Source organism: Thermogemmata fonticola (assembly GCF_013694095.1).
GTDB lineage: Bacteria > Planctomycetota > Planctomycetia > Gemmatales > Gemmataceae > Thermogemmata > Thermogemmata fonticola.
Window position 1 is genome coordinate 75,902 of record NZ_JACEFB010000004.1, and the last position, 17,105, is coordinate 93,006.

The window sequence follows — 17,105 nt, forward strand, 5'->3', positions numbered from 1 at the left end:
TCGCCTCTGACCGTCCCAACATCATTCAGGGGAACCGAATCAACCTGAGCAGCACTTCCTGGGTTAAAGTTACAGTGACCATGTCATGGCATTCCCATTTGCTGCTGCTCCCTATCTGCTTCAATGCCCGCCGGGAGAGGGTGTTCGATGTCCGCTGAGGGGGGCAGCCGGCGTCAGCCGCCACGTCCGTGGGTGGTGACGGGGGTGGCGGGCTTTCTCGGTTCGCATGTCGCCGAGCGGCTCTTGGCGCAAGGCGTGCCCGTCGTGGGGGTGGACAACTTCTCCGGTGGGAAGCGAGAGTTGGCGGCGGCGTGCGCGGCCCACCCGCACTTCACCCTCGTCGAGCAGGACCTATGCGAAGCGGCAGCGCTGCGGGCGCTCCTGGTCCAGCACCGCCCGGCGGCGGTCGTACATCTGGCGGCCCTCCATTACATCCCGGCCTGCCAGGCGGACCCGGTGGGTACCATCCGCCTCAACGTCCTGGGCACGCAATGCGTCCTGGCGGCGGCGCGGGCCGCGGCGGCGGAACGCTTCTTCTTCGCCAGCACCGGCGAGGTGTACGCGCCCAGTGATCAACCCCATCAGGAAGACGCTTCCCCTCTCGGCCCGTTCACGCTCTACGGCCTTTCCAAGCTCATGGGGGAGCAGTTGCTGGCCCTGGAAGCGCGGGAGCGGCCTTGCGCCGTTTTTGTCATTGGCCGCCTGTTCAATCTGTACGGTCCGCGGGAGACCAACCCGCACATTTTGCCCGAAATCCTGGAGCAACTGCGGCGGGCGCCGGAGGAGCCGCTGCGCTTGGGCAATCTGTGGCCGAAGCGGGACCTGGTGCCGGTGGCAGACGCCGCCCGGGCGGTGGTAGAACTCGTGGAGCGCTGCCCGCCGGGTGTGACCACGGTCAACATCGGCAGCGGCGTGGCGGTTTCTATGCAGGAGGTGCTGGCCCTCCTGGGACAACTCCGCGGACAGCCGGTGAACATCCAGACGGACCCGGCGAAGGTCCGGCCGGTGGAACGGCCTCATCTGCAAGCCGACGTCACCCGTTTGCGCCACCTGCTTGGCTGGACGCCGTCCCGCGATCTCGCCCGCGGCCTGGCCGAGCTGCTGCGCCAGGAGGGATTGCTATGAGCGCGGCCGAGGTGATCCGCCGGGAGCTGCCCGCCGTGCTTCCGGGCTTGCTTCTCGCTGTCACTCTGGCGACACTTCCGTACGGCTGGCGGGGCCAGTGCTCCTGGATCGCCGATTACGACGAGCTGGCTTTCTACCTGCCGGTGGGGGCCAAAGCCTACCGCGAGCATCCCTGGCGTTTGGCTGATCCGGCAACCGGCGGGCCGACGTATTACCAGCCGCTCTCCGTCGTGCCGGGGATCGTACTGCTGCGTGTCTTAGGCGGGAGTCCGTGGTCTTTGGGTTTGGCCTGGCGGCTGTGGGGCGGGATAGCGGCGGCGCTTTTGTGGTATGCCGCACTGCGCTGGAAGCTGCGCCCGTGGGCGGCGGCCTGGGCCACGCTCCTGGTGCTTTGCGATCCGGGGGTGTTGCAGGGCCAGCTAGGGTATGCCTTGCTCAAGACCGGCGTGCGGCATCTGAGCGGGGCGGACCTCGGCCCCACTCCCACCGCCGCTTCTCTACCCCAATGGCGCATTTGGAACCCGCTGCTGAGCTGGCCGTGGTGGCTTGCCTTTCTGCTGCTGGCGAGCCGGGCGGCGGAGCAACCGAGCCGGGGGCGCATCCTGGCGGCGGGGACCAGTTGCGGCCTGCTCTTCCACATTTACTTTTACTTCTGGACCACCGCCGTGGCGGGCCTGCTGCTGGCTTGCCTCGCCGATCGACATCGGGCTGTCACTTACGTGAAAATCCTGGGACTGGGCCTGCTGCTGGGTCTGCCCGCCCTGGCCGGCGCGGTGCAATTCCGCCAGCAGTACGGTGCCGATTGGCTCCTGCGCACAGACAAGTTCCTGCCGGTACCCCGCGGCAGCGAGCTGCTCCTGCCCCGCTTGAGCCTGCTGCTTGTGGCCGCAGCCTGGGTGTGGGTCTGGCGGCGAGGCCGGGAGGTGCGCTTCCTGGCTTGCCTCGCCACTGCTGCCCTGCTGCTGCTCCATCACACCCTTCTGACCGGCCTGCAAATCGAGAACTTCCACTGGAACTTCGCCCTGGGTCCGGCCTTGTCCCTGCTCGTGATCTTCCTGCTGGCCGACCTGGCGAATTGCTTTCCCCTGGTGCAGCGCTGGGGCGGGACGCTGGCAAAAAGCGGGATAACCGCGGCGGTTCTGCTCGCCCTGGTCCTCTGGGCGCGGGCGTGCAGCCTGCTCCCCGAAAACCAGCACATCCAGCAGGTGACACAGGATTATCACTTCCAAAGGGCGAACTGCGCCCTGCCGGCGGGAGGCACAGTGGCCGGTGACCCGGACTTTCAGTATTTGGCGGCGATCGATGCAGGTCTGCGGCCTCTGGCCGGATACACCGCCGTGCTTAGCCCAATCCGCGAGGCGGAGCTATCCGAGCGCTTGGCCCTCAACGCGTGCCTGCTGGGGCAGTCGCGGGCGCAGTTCGAGGCGGAGCAGCGGGAGCAGTTGGCACGCAACCGCTGGGGCGCAGAAGCCCGTTCGGCGGCGGTCCGAGCGCAGCGCTTGGCCGAGCGGCTGGCGGCCTGGGAAGCTGTGAACGCGGACCTGGCTGGGGCAGTGCGGCGCTACGACGTCCGCCTCGTAGCCCGTCCTCCAGGAGCGCCGGAACAACCGCCTTCCCCGGAGTGGGTCCTGCTGGCGCGCGGCCCGCGCTGGACCCTCTATGTCCGCCGGGAGTGAAGGAACAGCCAGAGTGACAGCGTGCTGAGAGTCGGCTTCAACGCCTATCTGCTGGCTGATGGCAATCGCCGGGGGTGGAACCGTTACACGGTCAATCTGCTGGCGGCCCTGCCGGCGCAAGGGGTTCGCCCCGTTCTGTACACACGAGCGCCGCTTCATCCCGATCATTTGGCTCGCCTGCCGCCGGGAAGCTACGAACTCCGTCTCGCTCCGCCGATGCGCTACGTGCTCTGGGAAAACCTCTGGCTGCCCCGGCAACTCCGCCGCGATCGGATCGACCTGTTCCATTGCCCGATGAACTTCGGCCTGCCTTGGTCCACCCCTTGCCCGCGCCTGCTCACCCTGCATGACGCCATCGATCCGGCGTACTATCTGCGGCAAGCGCCGTGGCGCGAGCGCTGGTCCTGGTCCGCGTTGCGCCTGCGTTGGACCTTATGGTCCTGCCGGTCCCGTGCTCATCACATCCTCACGGTCAGCCGGCATGCACGGGAGGACCTCGTGCGGGTTTTGGGCGTGCCGCCGGAGAAGGTGAGCGTGATTTACGAAGCGGCGGACCCGCAGTTCCAATGCCGCATGGAAACCGAAGCGGTTCGAGCGGTGCTCGCGCAGTGGGGGCTAGAGCGGCCCTATTTTCTCTACGCCGGCGGTTGGGAGGGGCGCAAAAATGTGCTGTTTTTGCTGGAGGCGTTCGCCCAGGCTGCCCTGCCGCAGACGGAGCTGGTTTTAGCCGGGGGCACGGCGCCACAACAGCAAGCCCTGCGAGCGCTGGCCGAGAAACTCGGTGGCCCAGCCCAGGTGCGCCTGCTCGGCTTCGTGCCGGACGCCGTCCTCCACGCCCTCTACGCGGGCGCCTTGGCTTTCGTCTATCCCAGCCGCTACGAAGGCTTCGGCCTGCAACTGTGCGAAGCGATGGCGGTGGGCTGCCCCGTGCTGGCGGCCCGCGCTACCGCTCTGCCGGAAATCCTCGGCGATGGCGGCGCAACCTTCGCCCTCGACTCCCCGCAGGAACTGATCGGCCTGCTGCGACAAGTGGCTGCCGATCCGGACTACCGCCGCCAATTGCAACAACGCGCGCAACAACGATCTCAACACTTCTCCTGGCAAAAAACCGCTCAGGAAACTGTGCAAATCTATCACCAACTACTTCAGCGGAAATCATTATAAGAGTTCATGCGACATCACTGGGTCATCCTCACAGGCGAGTATCCTCCAGAGTGCGGCGGGGTCGGGGATTACTCGGCCCAATTGGCAGCCCGGCTTGTTCAGTGCGATCAAGATGTCACTGTCATGGCCTCGTCGGCGGAGGAGGAAAGCGAACAAAGCGGCAATGGCGTGCGCGTCCTGCGGATTCCCCAGGCATTCCGCCTGTCAGGACTCGGTCGGACGGAGCGCGTCTTGCGGCAACTTCGGCCGGACCGTTTGCTGCTGCAATACACGCCGCACGCCTTTGGCTACAAGGCGATGAACCTGCCGCTGGCTAGCTCTCTCGGCCGCTGGGGGCGGTCGATCGCTCCGCTTTGGGTCATATTCCACGAAGTGGTTTTTCCTTTTTCTTTATACAAACCTCAGTATATGGTTTTAGCCTTTGTGACACACATGATGGCACGGATGATTGCGCAGAGTGCTTCGCGGATATTTGTGACGGCGTGGGCGTGGAAGCGGGTCCTGCGGCGGGTCGGTCCCCAGCGGGTGGCGAGTGAGTGGCTGCCGGTGCCGTCGAATCTGGAAGGGGTGGCGCCGGCGGGAGCGTCTCTGCCCGCGGAGGACGATGGGGAGGTGTGGCTGGGGCATCTGGGGGCGTATGGCCCGTGGGCCGAGTCGGTGCTGGAGGCGGCCGGGCGGAAATTGCTTCCCTGTTATCCACGAGCTAAGATGGTGCTGCTTGGTCGTGGGTCGGAGTCACTCGCTCGGCAGTGGCAGGAGCGCGGCGTGGGATGGGCGGACCGCCTGGTGGTCCCCGGCGTGTTGCCGCCGGCGGCATTGGCGGCCTGGCTCCAGCGCTGCTGCCTGCTCTTGCAGCCGTACCCGGACGGGGTGAGCAGCCGGCGGACCACCGCGATGGCGGCCCTCTGCGGCGGCATTCCCTTGGCAACCAACCTCGGCCCGCTGAGTGAGCCGTTCTGGTCCGTCCGCCTGCCGTCTATCGCCGCGGCACCCCGGACGGAGGACTTGCTGGAACTCGCCACTCAGCTCCTCGGCGATGCCCGCCGGCGCGCGGAACTCACCCTCCACGGCCAGCAACTCTATCAGGAACTGTTCCGCTGGGACTGCCTGCTAACCCGCTTGCTGGTCTAAAACCATGCCCTCCGTCCGCCGCCTGCTCACGATTGGGCACTCTTACGTCGTGGCCTTCAATCGCCGTTTACCTCATGAATTGATGCAGCAAGGGAACGGTGCATGGGACGTAACTGTCGCGGCACCAAGATTTGTGTATGGAGATTTGCGGCCCATTCATCTGGAGAATGTCCCGGACGAAAGCTGCCGCTTGCAGCCGCTTTCCGCCTACTTCACACGCCGACCGCACCTCTTGCTCTATCACCACCGGGTCCGAGAATTGCTGGCGCAAAAATGGGACATTGTGCACTGCTGGGAGGAACCGTTCGTGCTCTCGAGCTTGCAGATTTCTCTCTGGCAGCGTTCGGGGAAATTGGTTTATTACACATTTCAAAATATCAGCAAAAGTTATCCTCCGCCGTTCAGTTGGATTGAGTGTTATAGTGTGAATCATTGTCATGGCTGGATAGCCGCAGGTTATAGTGTAGATCACACACTCAGTATGCGGGCGGGTTATTGCGATCGGCCGCATTGTGTCATCCCGCTGGGTGTGGATACGTTGGTGTTTCATCCGGAGCGGGAAGCGGGTGTGTCCGTGCGGCGTCAGTTGGGTTGGGCGGAGGGCGGGCCGCCGGTGGTGGGGTATTTGGGCCGATTCGTGGCGGAGAAGGGGATTTTATTTCTGCTGCGGGTGTTGGAACGGCTGCGCGTGGCGTGGCGGGCGTTGTTTGTCGGCGGCGGCCCCCTGGAAGGCTGCCTGCGGCGTTGGGCCGAGCGGCAGGGAGCGGAACGGGCGCAAGTGGTGACCGGCGTGGCACACCAGGCGGTGCCGCGCTACCTCAATGCGATGGATGTGCTAGCCGCGCCGAGCCAGACGACGCCGCGCTGGAAGGAACAATTCGGGCGGATGCTCATCGAGGCGATGGCCTGCGGCGTACCCGTGGCCGGCAGCGACTCCGGCGAGATTCCCTATGTGGTCGGCGATGCGGGCTTGGTTCTGCCGGAGGCGGATGCAGCGGCGTGGGTCGCGGGTTTGGCCGGCTTGCTGGAAAGTCCGGCGCGGCGGCGGGAACTGGCCGCGGCAGGGCGGGAGCGGACCTGCCAGCGCTATGCCTGGCCGGTGGCCGCCCGGCAGCACCTCCGCTTCTTCCAGCAGTTGCTGGACCTGCCCTGCCATGACTGACAAGGTTCGGTCGCTGCGCCTGGGCGTTGTGCGGGATTACCGGGCCGAGAATTGGCCGAGCATGGACCTGTGCGCCGATGCACTTTTGGCCCATCTTCCTGCGGAAATCGAGGCGGTGGAAGCAGCCCCGGCCTTCCGGCGCTATCTGGGGCGCTGGCAGCCGTCGAGCCGCTGGGCTTTCAATGCCGACCGCTTCTGGAACCGGTATGTCGTCCTGCCGCGCCAGGTGCGCCGCCTGAGCCGCCAGGTGGATGCCGTCCACATCGTGGATCACAGTTACGCCCATCTGGTGCATGCGGTGCCGTATGGCCGTGCGGGCGTGTACTGTCATGACATTGACATCTTCCGCTGTCTGCTGCCGCTTTCGGAGGAAACTCCGCGGCGCCGCCTCCTGCTGACCCGCCTGGCCCGCTGGATCCTCACCGGGCTGCGGCGTGCCGCCCTCGTCTTCACCAACAGCCGCCAGACCGCCGAGGAGTTGCTCGCCCGCGGCTGGGTCCAGCCCGATCGCCTCCATGTCGTACCCTTGGGGGTGGCCCCAGAATACATGGAGATTCACTTGGAAAATGAGTCTTTCCTGCAATATGAAAATCAGCCGTATATCTTGCATGTCGGCAGCACGATTGCCCGCAAGCGGATCGATGTGCTGTTGGCAGTGTTCGCCCAGGTGCGGCAACGGTGGAAAAACATGCGCCTGATCCAGGCCGGGGGGGAATGGACGGGGGAGCAGCGGGAGCAGTTGCGGCGTTTAGGCCTGGAAGGAGCTGTGCAGCAGGTGCGGGGACTGAGTCGGCGGGAGTTGGCGGCGCTGTACCGGAAAGCGGCGGTGCTGCTGTTTCCCAGTGCGGCGGAGGGTTTCGGCTTGCCCGTGCTCGAAGCGCTGGCCTGCGGGACGGCGGTGGTCGCCTCGGACCTGCCGGCCCTGCGGGAAGTCGGCGGCGCGGCGGCCTGCTACTGCCCGCCGGGAGACATCCGCGCTTTTGTGACAGCCGTCTGTCAAGTGCTGTCCGAACCCGATACGCTCGTGCGGCGGGAACAGCGCCGGAGCCAAGCCCAGCGTTTTCACTGGTCCGTGCACGCGCGGCAGATTGCCGAGGCATACCAGCAGCTTCTGAAGTAGGCCATGTGCGGCATCGCCGGCATTCTGGGAGTACCGGAAGAGTTGGCTCGGCCAGCAGCCCAGCGCATGCTCGAGGCCTTGCGTCACCGCGGGCCGGATGACTGGGGTCTGGAAGTGCTCGCGGATCCGGCGGGCCGGGCACCGCCGCTGGTGCTCGTCCATACCCGCCTGGCCATTGTGGACCTCTCGCCGCAGGGGCGCCAGCCGATGTGCCACGCGCTCTCCCCGCAGACATCTCCCACGCTTCCCTCCACGGACCGAGCCTCGGAGAAGCTCTGGATCACCTTCAACGGGGAAATCTACAACTATCGCGCTCTGGCGGCGGAAGCGGCAGCCCACGGCCTGCCTGTGCGGACAGCCACGGATACCGAAGCGATCCTGCTGGCCTATCGCCTCTGGGGGGAAAGCTTCGCCGAACGGCTGCGCGGCATGTTCGCCTTCGCCCTGGCCGATCTGGGGCGGCGGCAGGTCATTCTGGTCCGAGATCGGCTGGGGATCAAGCCGCTGTATTTGGCGCGTGCGCCGCAGGGGGGATTGCTATTTGCTTCGGAAGTGCGGGCGTTGCTCGCTGCCGGAGGGGAGCTGGTCCCGCGCCGCCTCTCCCTGGCCGCGGTGGAGTCGTTCCTGGCCCAGGGAGCAGTTTGGGGCGAAGCGGCCCATGTGGAGGGCGTCCGTCTGTGGGAACCGGGCCTTGTGCTGAGTTGCGACTGGGAAGGCCGGGAGTTGTCCCGGCGGCGGTATTGGCCCTGGCCAGGGAAGGCAGCGCTCGATCCAACGCTGGACCGTCCGGCGGCCGTGACACGGCTTCGGCAAGTGTTGCAGGAAGCGGTGCAGCAGCATTTGGCGGCGGATGTGCCGGTGGGGGTGTTTTTGTCCAGCGGTGTGGATTCGGCGGCGGTGGCCGCTCTGGCGGCAGAGGGTGCCGCGGGGCGCATCCGCACGGTGAACGTCGGGTTCGACCTGCCGCAGTGGGACGAGAGTGCCGAGGCCGAGGAGATCGCCCGCCAGTTGCAGACGGAACATGGCACGATCCGCGTAGCCGCCGGGGACATTGGCCGGGACCTGGAGGCGGTGCTGGCCGCGATGGATCAGCCGACCGTGGACGGGTTCAACACCTGGTATGTGTCGCGTGCGGCGCGGCAGGCTGGCTTGAAGGTAGCGCTGAGCGGTCTGGGCGGGGATGAGCTATTCGGGGGTTACGCGAGTTTCCGGGATGTGCCGCGGGGGGTGCGTTGGCAGCGGCGGCTGGTGCGATGGCGCCTCGCGGTCCGCTGGGTGCGCCGCTGGAGCCAGTGGCAGCCGTCCCGCCGCCTGTTCAAACTGGCCGAGTTGTTCCAGCGCCCCGCCAATCTGATGGCGGTCTATCTGCTGCGCCGCGAGCTGTTCCTGCCGTGGCAACGCCGGGCGCTCTGGCCTTTGCCCCCGGAATGCGATCCGCACAGCGGCCTGCCCCAGCCGGTCCTCGCCGCCCTTCAGCCACACCAGACCGATGGTGACAGCGTCTCGTCCCTGGAACTGAACGGCTATCTACGGCACATGCTCCTGCGGGATGCGGATGTCTTCAGCCTGGTCCATGCCCTGGAGCTGCGCGTGCCGCTTTTGGATCACCTGGTGGTGGAAGCGGTGCTGCCGTTGCCGGTGGAGTGGAAGTGCGACCCCAGACTGCCGAAGCGGCTCTTGGCGGACGCGGTCGGAGCGCGCCTGCCGCCCGCGGTTCTGCGCCGGCCCAAGCGCGGCTTCACCTTCCCCTGGACGGATTGGCTCCGCGGCCCCCTCGCTCCGCACGCCCAGGAACGCCTCCTGCCATCGGCCCTCTGGCACCGCCTCGGCTTCGACCCCCGCGCTGTCCGCCAGCTCTGGCACCGCTTCCAGCAAGGCGACCCTGGCATCGGCGGCCTGCACCTCCTCGCCCTGCTTGTCCTGGCCGACCTCGTCCAGCGCCAGAAACTCACACTGTAAAAATAATGACTTACTGCTGTCACAAAATGACTTTGTACTGACACTCAATGACTTTAATATGTCATAAAGTGACTTTATGATAGCATCAAATGACTGCATATTGTCTTTAGATGTCATTAAATTGTCATCAAATGACTTAATCATGTCCTGGAATGTCTGTCCGTGAACCCCTGGCGTTGCGGATGCGGGAAAGATTGCCCCTAGGGTTCGGGACGCTGCCGTGGCAGGAGGGGTGATGCCGTCGCGGATGCCGGTGGTGTTTTTGACGTCGGCGGGCCAGCTTGGGGGCGCGGAGCGCAGCCTGCTGGACATGGCAGCCGTGCTGCGGCAGCTTCGCCCGGATTGGCCGATCGGGGTCATCGCCGGGGAGGAAGGGCCTTTGGCGGAGGAGTTGCGGCGGCAGGAGGTGCCGGTGGCGGTGCTGCCCTGGCCGGAGGCGGTGGCACGGCTGGGGGAGTCGTTTTGGCTCGGGGCCGGGCGGGGGAAGTGGCGGCAAGGCGCGGCCTGGAGCTACGCCTTGCTGAAAGCGGCGGCGGCCCTGCCCGCTTACCAGCGGCGCTTGCGGCGGCAGCTCTTTCAGTGGCGGCCCCGCCTGCTCCATTCCAACGGTTTGAAGTGCCACTTGCTGGCCCGCGGGGCGGCGCCGCCGGGCTGCGCCGTCCTCTGGCATCTGCGGGACTTCCTCTCACGGCGTCCGGTCCTGGGCCGAACGTTGCCGTATTTGGCGCGTCCCCCGCAGCGGATCCTCGCCATTTCCCAGGCGGTGGCCGAGGATGCCCGCCGCCTCTTCCCTCAAGCCGCCATCGAGACCATCTACAACGGCATCGATACGGAGCATTTCACACCCGCCGGACCGGCCCGGAATTGGGACGCCTTCCTGGGTGGGGCTTCGCTGCCCAGCGCCGCGGTGCGGGTCGGCCTGGTCGCCACCTATGCCCGCTGGAAGGGGCAGGAGGTGTTTCTGGAAGCGGCGGCCCGGCTGCTGGCGGCGGGGGTGCACCACGCCCGCTTCTTCCTCATCGGCGGCCCGATCTACCGCACCGCCGGCTCGCAATTTTCCGTCGAAGAGCTGCGGCAGCGCATCGAGGCGCTCGGACTGACCGGCTATTGTCATCTCGTTCCGTTCCAGTTGGACCTGCCGCCGGTGTATCGGGGTTTGGACATTGTGGTCCATGCCAGCACGCAGCCGGAGCCGTTCGGGCGGACCATTGCCGAGGCGATGGCTTGCGGCCGGGCGGTGATTGCCAGTCGCACAGCCGGAGCAGCGGAACTGATGGCGGACGGCGTCGATGCCCTGAGCGTGCCGCCGGGGGATGCCGGAAGTCTGGCCGCCGCCCTCTACCGCCTGATCCAGGATGGGGAATTGCGGCAGCGTCTGGGCCAAGCGGCGCGGCAAACCGCCCTGCAACGCTTCGACCGCCGGCTCCTGGGGCAGCGTCTCGTGCAGGTCTACGAGGCGTTCAGCCGCCCGGAGGATGCGTCGCCGGAGGGAACCGCAGGATAACCCGCACTGTTTCGACCCAGCAAAAGAAAAAACTTCCTCCTTCCTGGGGAAAGAAGGAAGTTCGATCTTTTCCAGGACCAGCCGAAGGAGGCTCTCCTAGCCGAGGAAAACGGAATGGCGGTCAGTCGATGTTGACGTTGACTTCCCCGCCATTGCGGCTGACCAGAGCGGCGACGATGCCAGAGGCGATGGAGTCGCGGATGAAGTGGACGGAGCCGTCCCCGCGCAGGGCGTTGATGCCGCCGCTGTGGAAGGAGTACATCTGATAGTTGGCCGCACCTCCGCCGTTGGTGCAATTGATGGCGCAGCAGCCGCCGTCGCGGATCAGGCCGTCCGCGCTGTAGCCCCGCACCAGGATCGCTGCATTGTAATCGAAGAAGGCGGCATTGAGCGCCCAGCCCGCGGAACCCGGCGTGTTGGGGCTGACCGGACGATTGCGGGCATAGACCTGATGCCGGCCGGCACTTTCCGCCATCAGGATGGTGTTCGAGGCGCCATCGGTGATGTGCACGATGGAGATTTTGCCGATGGTCAGGCCATTGGGCGTCATCAGTCCTTTGATGCCGAAGGCGCCGCCGGTGTCATTGCCCGGACTGCTGCCGGTGGAAGGGGCGAGCGGGCTGGTCGGGGCGCAAGCATTGCGGAAGTTGTTGTGGTAGCCGCGCACCGGCACATAGTCCGTGCCGCCAAGAGTGAACGGCCCACGATTGGGCAACCCCAGGGAGACAAAGTACGGAGCGTAGTCGATCTCCCGGTCGGGAGCAGAAGGGCAAAGATAGCTTTTGACCTTGGCGGAGGCAGAAGCCTGCGTTCCCCACGCCGGCGGCCAGTTCCGCGGATCGATCACCGATAACTGCGTGTTCGCCGTGCGGATGATGTTCTCCTGCTCCATATACGGCAGGATTTGCATGAGGGCGGAGTGCCCTTGCGTCTGCGCTCCAAGCGGATTGCCAGACGGCGCGGGATTGAAGTCAAAACCCCAGGGCGGCAGATAGCCGTAGGCATCGTGATAATTGTGCAGGGCCAGGCCGATCTGCTTGAGATTGTTCGAGCAGCTCATTCGCGCCGCTGCTTCCCGCACCTTCTGCACCGCGGGCAACAGCAAGCCGATCAGGATCGCAATGATCGCGATCACTACCAGAAGTTCGATGAGGGTGAACCCTCGGCGTCCCAAGGACGATAACCGGGCGGTCATGATACCTCCTTACTCCATAGAGCGATACAACAAGGATAAAGAGAAAGCACGCGGCAGCCACCCGCGGTCTGTGGGAGCCTATTGCAGTTCAATCGGGGGCAAGCTGTTGTTTCCCGGCTGGACCTGGACGGTGATCTTCGAGGTATTCGGGTTGGCGTAGACCCCGCCGAGAATATCCACGCTGTCGTCGCCGCCTGTGTTGATGATCTTCCCTTGGCCTTCGGGTTGAACCGTCCGGGAGCAGATGACCGTCACGAGGTACTGGCCTGCCGGCGCCCCCGGTTTTTGACCCGTGGAAACCGTGAAAGTTCCATCCTCCTGGGTGAAGCCGTTGGGGCGCTCTACGCGGGGATCGCTGCTTCCTTGGGGATGCAACGTGACCAAGGCTCCGGCCAAGGGCTTGCCTTTGTACAGGACTTTGCCGCTGACCGGATGCAATCGCTCCCCAGAGGAGCAACCCAGGCAACCCAGGGCCAGCACCAGCACTCCGGCCCCCGCACTCCTCCAAAGTTTCATAGTGACTCCCGGATTCCGGCTGAAGCGAAGGAATAGTTAGTTTGCAACTTATCAATCTCCGTGGGACTATGCAAGTGAAAAATGCCGGAAAATTCCGTGAGCCGATCACTTGCGATTTATCGGGCCAATCCGCCAGCTTCCTTTCGGCAACAACTCCGCCACCGGCGGGGCCAAGGAGGGGCAGGCCGATGAGGCAACCGGCGAGGAGGGACAAGCAGACGGCAACGCGGAGGATCGTCCAGGAGGCGGCGGATCAGAGGATTTGCAGGCGGGCGGCGTGGTCGCGGAGTTTTTTCCCCAGCTCGTGGATGCGGCGTTTGCATTCATCGCGGGCCTTGGCGAAGCCCGCGGGGGTCACGTGCCCGGCCTGGAGATATTCGAGAATGACGGCCTCGGCGGCGAGGAACTCCGGGCAGGCGTCCGCGACCCACCCGGCCAGCTCCAGCGGGATGGTGGTCACGCCGTTGCGGTCCCCGTGGAGCAGATCGCCAGGATGCACCCAGACGCCGCCGACGCGCACGGGGCAATCCAGGGCCACGATCTGGGTGTAGCCGTGGGAACAGATGGTACCGCTGGTGAAGCAGGGGAACTGGAGTTTTTCGATCTGGTCGAGGTCGCGTCCGGCCCCGCTGGTGATGATGCCGACGCAGCCGAAGGCCTTGTACGTGGTGCACATCACCTCGCCGAAGGTAGCGGCCACCGGCGGATCATCCAGGTCCTGGAAGACGACGACCTTGGGGCCGTCCAGGGCAGCGATCCGCTCCACCTGTTCGCTCAGGCCCATGTAGGTATCTCCGCTGCGGGGCGGAGCGGCGGCTCGGAAGGTCGCCGTCGTCGCGAAACCCACCATCGGCGGAAGCTGCGGGAAACAGGCCCGAATCCGGCTGTCCATGTACCCCGCCGTCCGCGGGCGGTAGTCGAACAGCTCCAGCACATTGCAGATCGTGGGCGTATCAAACTGCCGCAAGCGGTTGAGCACATCTTCCGGCACGCGCATCCTCAGTCCCTCGCCCGTGGGGATTTTCTCCGATGTTGATTGTTCCCCTGCCCCACCTGACTTTTTCTCTTTTTTTATATTGCAACCCCTGCTGCTCCAGTGTATGGTATTTTTTAGCGTGATCGGGGCGATCCGATCCGTCCCACCCCATTGTGTCCCGCCTGTTTTTCTCGTCCCCAGTGGGCCTATTGGCAAAGGAGGGGATCCCGCCATGCTCAGCATTCCCATCGGAACGACGCGGTTTTGTGATGGTGTCAGCCGCCGGGCGTTTTTGCAGATCGGCGCGGTAAGTTTCGGGGCGCTGCATTTGACGTTGAGCGATCTGCTCCGGGCCGAAGCCGCCCAGGACCCGTTCCCCCGCACGCGGCACAAGGGTTTGATCCACATCTTCCTCGGCGGCGGACCACCGCACCAGGACATGTGGGACATCAAGACGGAAGCACCGGCGGAGATTCGCGGCGAGTTCCAGCCCATTGCCACGAGCGTGCCCGGCATCCAGATCGGCGAATGCTTCCCGCGGATCGCCCAACTGGCGCACAAGTTTGTGTTCATCCGCAGCGTGGTCGGCTTGCAGGACCGGCATGACGCGATCATGTGCACCACCGGCTGGCCGGCCAATTCGTTGGCCAACATGGGCGGGCGCCCCAGCATCGGCAGCGTGGTGGCGCGCTTGCAAGGAGCGGTGGATCCCAGCGTGCCGCCCTTCATCGGCCTGGCCGAGCGCACCCAGCACATGCCCTGGAGCGATCCGGGACAGCCCGGCTTCCTCGGACCCACCTTCGCCGCCTTCCGCCCCAGCGGACCGGACATGGCCAACATGGTCCTCAACACCGCCAACCGCGACCACCTGCCGGAACGCAAGACCCTCCTGCGGGCCTTCGATCAGCTCAAGCGGCAGCTCGACCACTCCGGCGTCCTGGAAGCGGCGGACAACAACACGCAGCGGGCGCTGGAAATCCTGACCTCCTCCAGGCTGGTCGAAGCCCTCGACCTGTCGCGGGAAAGTCCGAAAGTGCGGCAGCGCTACGGGGACGGCAAGCCGTACAAGTACCAGTACGACGGCGCGCCGACCGTCAACGAACACTTGCTCATCGCCCGCCGCCTGATCGAAGCCGGAGCGCGGGTCGTTTCCCTCAGCTACGGCCGCTGGGACAGCCACGGCAAAAACTTCGACCTGGTCCGCGATCACGGCGGCAAACTCGACCAATGCCTCACCGCCCTGGTGGAGGACCTGGACGCCCGCGGCCTGCTCGATGATGTCACCGTCATCGCCTGGGGTGAGTTTGGCCGGACCCCCCGCATCAACAAGGACGCCGGGCGCGACCACTGGGCACCGGTCAGTTGTGCCATCCTGGCCGGCGGCGGCATGCGCACCGGGCAAGTCATCGGCAGCACCGACCGCACCGGCGGCTACGCCAAAGACCGCCCCGTCCACTACGCCGAGATCGTCGCCACCCTCTACCACAACCTCGGTCTCGACCCCTCCACCACCACCGTGCTCGACCCCACCGGCCGACCCCAGCACCTGGTCGAAGCCAAGCCCCTGCCGGAGGTCATCTGACCGCTCCTCCGCCAACCCTGAACCATCCCCGATCACAGCTCTGACAACCCAAGCTCACCATCCCCATCGGGCGGGCCAATCGGCTCGCCTCGCTTTTTTTCGGGAGAGAAGCCCAGGCACGGGAAGAAGACGGCCCTCGACGGCAGCGGGAATCACTCGCAGCAGCGGGAATCACTCGTAACGCAGGGCCTGGACGGGGTCAAGGCGGGCGGCACGGCGGGCGGGATAGGCGGCGGCCAGGAGCGTCCAGAGGAGGACGAACAACCAGGTCGCCGGCCCCAGCCACCAGGGGGTGACAAAGAGGGATTCGGAGAGGAGCTTTTCCTCACTCGCCAGTTGAGCCACCTGGGCGCGCAGCCAGGCGTCCGCCGGCCACATGAGCAGCCAAGCCAAGAACAGACCCAGCGCACCCCCGATCGCTCCCAGCAAGGCCCCTTCCCGCAGGAACAGCCGTTGCACCTGCCCTTGCGTCGCGCCAACCGAACGCAGGATGCCGATCTCTCGCGTCCGCTCCAGCACGTTGGTCACCAGGGTATTGGCAATGCCGACCGCTGCCACCCCCAGCGCGAGGAAGGCGAAGAGATTGAGTCCCGTGGCGATCAAAGCGACTTCACGCTGAGCGCTGGCGAACCATTTGGCCGCCGAGATGGTACGCAGATGTTTCGCTTCCACGGCCTGGACCACGCCGAGCACATCCCCGCCGGGCCGAATGCGCAGCAGGGCCGCCCCCAGGTCCCCTTCCCGAATCCAGGGCAGCGCCTGGAGCAGTTCCTCGCCAGGATCGGGAGCCAGAAACAGATCGCCGCGCGCCAGCTCCCAGTTGTCCAGGGGGGTGCGGCGCTTGCGTTCCTCGCGGGTCAGGAGGCGGACCACGCCGCAGATACGCAAGCGGCTGCGTACGGTGGTGGTGGCATCGGTGGCCGGGGCGTTGGCCGCCGAGGGAGCCAGCAGGGCGTGCAGGGCGGCCCGCTCCGCCGCGGTCAGCGTGAAATGCTCCAGACGCTGGGGCAGTTGCTCGGCGAGATGCTCCAGAGCTTCCAGTTGGGTGCGGGTTAGGTCATCGCCGAGGAGCCGTCCGCTCAGGACGCGGGCCAACGCCAGCGGGGGGGACTGCCGCACGCGCCCCAGGACCACCTCCACCTCGCCGCCCAGCAGAGCGGGCAGGTCGGCATCACTTCCCCGGCCCAGGTCGTAGAGCATCAGTTCGTTGACCACGACTTCCCGCGCCCCCGGCTGAGGCAAACGTCCGCAGAGGAGCCGCGGGGAGAGTTCCTCCAGCGGGCCGCAGATGAGGGTGCCCAGGGCCACCGCGTCGCTGCCCGGCAGACTCAGGCGTGCCTCCACGCTGCGGTAGGCCTGCACCGCTTCCACATCGGGCCAGCTCGCCACTTCCGCCAGCAACTCCGGCGTCAGCATCCGTTGTCCCCGCCGGGGATGCCGGGCAAAATACCGTTCCGCCAGCGCCGCCTGCAACCGCTCCCGCCGCTCCGGGGACACCTGGCCGCGGATCGTCACCACCGCCGCCGGTGCCGCCGCCACATCCCCCTCCGCCGGGTCCGCATGAACCAGCACCCGCCAAAACTCCGCCCGGCTGTGAAACTCCCGCGCAATGAACGCCCGCAGCCCCAACGTCAACGACAGACTAAAGGCCAAAGCCAGCGACCCCAAGGCGATCCCCAACAGCGTCAGCAGGCTCCGCACCTTCTGCCGCCACAATCCCTGCACCGCTAAGAGCCACTCCACGCGACCGCCCATCTCTGCATCCCACCCTGATCGGACACCTCCCGCACCCCTCGCTCCCGCCGCCCCGCTCGCTCCTCCCCTTCCCCCTGCCCCTGCGAGATAGAATAAGTCCCTTCCTTCCCCCTCTGCCAGATCATATAATTCCCAGACTTCGCGTGCGTCTGCTGTCCTCGGCGGCGGTCGCCGAGCGGACCGCGCCCGGGGAGGTTCCGCCCTGCCCTCTGGAGCGAGTCTGGCTCCAGAACCGGAGCA

The 17,105-nt window shown here is 65.9% G+C and carries 13 protein-coding genes; 9 read left to right on the forward strand and 4 right to left on the reverse strand.

Features of this window, described 5'->3' with window-relative positions:
• Window positions 1-147 precede the first annotated feature (147 nt).
• The 8 genes from H0921_RS07760 (at window position 148) to H0921_RS07795 (ending at window position 10,841) form a co-directional block, all read left to right on the forward strand.
• Entirely contained in the window at window positions 148-1,125 is a 978-nt protein-coding gene (locus H0921_RS07760; RefSeq protein WP_194537488.1) for an NAD-dependent epimerase/dehydratase family protein, read from the forward strand.
• Window positions 1,122-2,801: a hypothetical protein gene (locus tag H0921_RS07765; protein WP_194537489.1), complete on the forward strand. Its 1,680-nt coding sequence runs from the start codon at window positions 1,122-1,124 to the stop codon at window positions 2,799-2,801. Before H0921_RS07760 ends, H0921_RS07765 begins: the two co-directional genes overlap by 4 nt.
• 21 nt (window positions 2,802-2,822) lie before the next feature.
• The gene (locus H0921_RS07770) at window positions 2,823-3,965 is read left to right on the forward strand and encodes a glycosyltransferase family 4 protein (protein WP_194537490.1); all 1,143 of its coding nucleotides are present in this window, start codon (window positions 2,823-2,825) and stop codon (window positions 3,963-3,965) included.
• A 6-nt stretch (window positions 3,966-3,971) separates the two neighbouring features.
• The gene (locus H0921_RS07775; RefSeq protein WP_194537491.1) at window positions 3,972-5,096 is read left to right on the forward strand and encodes a glycosyltransferase family 4 protein; all 1,125 of its coding nucleotides are present in this window, start codon (window positions 3,972-3,974) and stop codon (window positions 5,094-5,096) included.
• A 4-nt stretch (window positions 5,097-5,100) separates the two neighbouring features.
• Entirely contained in the window at window positions 5,101-6,258 is a 1,158-nt protein-coding gene (locus H0921_RS07780; protein WP_194537492.1) for a glycosyltransferase, read from the forward strand.
• Entirely contained in the window at window positions 6,251-7,378 is a 1,128-nt protein-coding gene (locus H0921_RS07785) for a glycosyltransferase family 4 protein (RefSeq protein ID WP_228499217.1), read from the forward strand. The genes H0921_RS07780 and H0921_RS07785 overlap by 8 nt, the downstream gene beginning before the upstream one ends.
• A 3-nt stretch (window positions 7,379-7,381) precedes the next feature.
• A complete protein-coding gene (gene asnB / locus H0921_RS07790) occupies window positions 7,382-9,337 on the forward strand; it encodes an asparagine synthase (glutamine-hydrolyzing) (protein WP_194537493.1) in 1,956 nt (651 codons plus the stop codon).
• 235 nt (window positions 9,338-9,572) lie between these two features.
• The gene (locus tag H0921_RS07795; RefSeq protein ID WP_194537494.1) at window positions 9,573-10,841 is read left to right on the forward strand and encodes a glycosyltransferase family 4 protein; all 1,269 of its coding nucleotides are present in this window, start codon (window positions 9,573-9,575) and stop codon (window positions 10,839-10,841) included.
• Between the two features lie 121 nt (window positions 10,842-10,962).
• Here H0921_RS07795 and H0921_RS07800 read toward each other — a convergent pair whose 3' ends face one another.
• The 3 genes from H0921_RS07800 to H0921_RS07810 all read right to left on the reverse strand — a co-directional run bounded on the left by H0921_RS07800 (window position 10,963) and on the right by H0921_RS07810 (window position 13,549).
• Window positions 10,963-12,036: a DUF1559 domain-containing protein gene (locus H0921_RS07800; protein WP_194537495.1), complete on the reverse strand. Its 1,074-nt coding sequence runs from the start codon at window positions 12,034-12,036 to the stop codon at window positions 10,963-10,965.
• 78 nt (window positions 12,037-12,114) lie between these two features.
• Window positions 12,115-12,552 carry a hypothetical protein gene (locus tag H0921_RS07805; protein WP_194537496.1) on the reverse strand — a complete coding sequence of 146 codons (438 nt, stop codon included), beginning with the start codon at window positions 12,550-12,552 and terminating at the stop codon, window positions 12,115-12,117.
• A gap of 253 nt (window positions 12,553-12,805) precedes the next feature.
• The gene (locus H0921_RS07810; RefSeq protein ID WP_194537497.1) at window positions 12,806-13,549 is read right to left on the reverse strand and encodes an RraA family protein; all 744 of its coding nucleotides are present in this window, start codon (window positions 13,547-13,549) and stop codon (window positions 12,806-12,808) included.
• Window positions 13,550-13,760: 211 nt separating this feature from the next.
• On the opposite strand from H0921_RS07810, the gene H0921_RS07815 reads away from it, so the two are divergent.
• Complete coding sequence (locus H0921_RS07815) at window positions 13,761-15,110, forward strand: DUF1501 domain-containing protein (protein ID WP_194537498.1); 1,350 nt, start codon at window positions 13,761-13,763, stop codon at window positions 15,108-15,110.
• Window positions 15,111-15,281: 171 nt separating this feature from the next.
• Here H0921_RS07815 and H0921_RS18160 read toward each other — a convergent pair whose 3' ends face one another.
• Window positions 15,282-16,865, reverse strand: coding sequence for an ABC transporter permease (locus H0921_RS18160; RefSeq protein WP_194537499.1), 1,584 nt, complete (start codon window positions 16,863-16,865; stop codon window positions 15,282-15,284).
• Between the last annotated feature and the right edge of the window lie 240 nt (window positions 16,866-17,105).

Bases quoted from the DNA above. Each gene is read 5' to 3' on its own strand.
- H0921_RS07765 (WP_194537489.1), top strand. From the start codon at position 1,122: ATGAGCGCGGCCGAGGTGATCCGCCGGGAGCTGCCCGCCGTGCTTCCG.
- H0921_RS07800 (WP_194537495.1), bottom strand. From the start codon at position 12,036: ATGACCGCCCGGTTATCGTCCTTGGGACGCCGAGGGTTCACCCTCATC.
- H0921_RS07785 (WP_228499217.1), top strand. From the start codon at position 6,251: ATGACTGACAAGGTTCGGTCGCTGCGCCTGGGCGTTGTGCGGGATTAC.
- H0921_RS07795 (WP_194537494.1), top strand. From the start codon at position 9,573: ATGCCGTCGCGGATGCCGGTGGTGTTTTTGACGTCGGCGGGCCAGCTT.
- asnB (WP_194537493.1), top strand. From the start codon at position 7,382: ATGTGCGGCATCGCCGGCATTCTGGGAGTACCGGAAGAGTTGGCTCGG.
- H0921_RS07810 (WP_194537497.1), bottom strand. From the start codon at position 13,549: ATGCGCGTGCCGGAAGATGTGCTCAACCGCTTGCGGCAGTTTGATACG.
- H0921_RS07815 (WP_194537498.1), top strand. From the start codon at position 13,761: ATGCTCAGCATTCCCATCGGAACGACGCGGTTTTGTGATGGTGTCAGC.
- H0921_RS07760 (WP_194537488.1), top strand. From the start codon at position 148: ATGTCCGCTGAGGGGGGCAGCCGGCGTCAGCCGCCACGTCCGTGGGTG.
- H0921_RS18160 (WP_194537499.1), bottom strand. From the start codon at position 16,865: ATGGGCGGTCGCGTGGAGTGGCTCTTAGCGGTGCAGGGATTGTGGCGG.
- H0921_RS07805 (WP_194537496.1), bottom strand. From the start codon at position 12,552: ATGAAACTTTGGAGGAGTGCGGGGGCCGGAGTGCTGGTGCTGGCCCTG.
- H0921_RS07780 (WP_194537492.1), top strand. From the start codon at position 5,101: ATGCCCTCCGTCCGCCGCCTGCTCACGATTGGGCACTCTTACGTCGTG.
- H0921_RS07775 (WP_194537491.1), top strand. From the start codon at position 3,972: ATGCGACATCACTGGGTCATCCTCACAGGCGAGTATCCTCCAGAGTGC.